The 522-nt window shown below is 28.7% G+C and carries 1 protein-coding gene; it reads right to left on the bottom strand.

The window, feature by feature from the left end:
* Positions 1–510: hypothetical protein (locus ABXH34_RS18195; RefSeq protein WP_502710431.1), on the bottom strand; the 510-nt coding region annotated here is incomplete at its 3' end.
* Between the last annotated feature and the right edge of the window lie 12 nt (positions 511–522).

Below are 522 nucleotides of genomic sequence, written 5' to 3'. Positions count from 1 at the left end.
TGTACCTAAAATAATACCCAACACTATGACTGAAAAAACGACAAAAATGATTAAACCTGTATAAACATAATTTTCAATATCATGTTCAATTTCAGACTCTTGCTCCAGCTTTTCTTTTTCTATTGCAAGAATTTTACTAACTTGAGATTCTCTAATATCAATACCATTTAATAAAGTCTTAATATTTAGTTTTTTCTGCAAGCTAGGCACTAAATATTCAATTTCTCCCATTCCCTCTAGTTTTAATAAATCTTGATAAGAAATAAGTATGTTTTCATAGGGAATAAATTCCGTTACTTGTAATTTTGCAAAAGAACAATTTATTGTTTGCAATGTAGTCCGAATTACACTTAATAAAGCCCGTCGGTTTTCCTTATTACCTATAACAGAAATCGCAATTATTTTATCTTCTAAATCTGCTTTCACTAGAGCTTTACTGTTATCAAGAGTCAAAATAACCCCTGTTCTCCAAAATGTATAGTGAGATATTAAGTGATGTAATCTAACAATAAAACGAGAAAT

This window comes from Candidatus Albibeggiatoa sp. nov. BB20 (assembly GCA_016744725.1).
In the GTDB taxonomy this organism is placed as follows: Bacteria; Pseudomonadota; Gammaproteobacteria; order Beggiatoales; family Beggiatoaceae; genus Albibeggiatoa.
The sequence above is the reverse complement of the archived record's forward strand: the minus strand, read 5'-3'. Positions and strand labels throughout refer to the sequence as shown.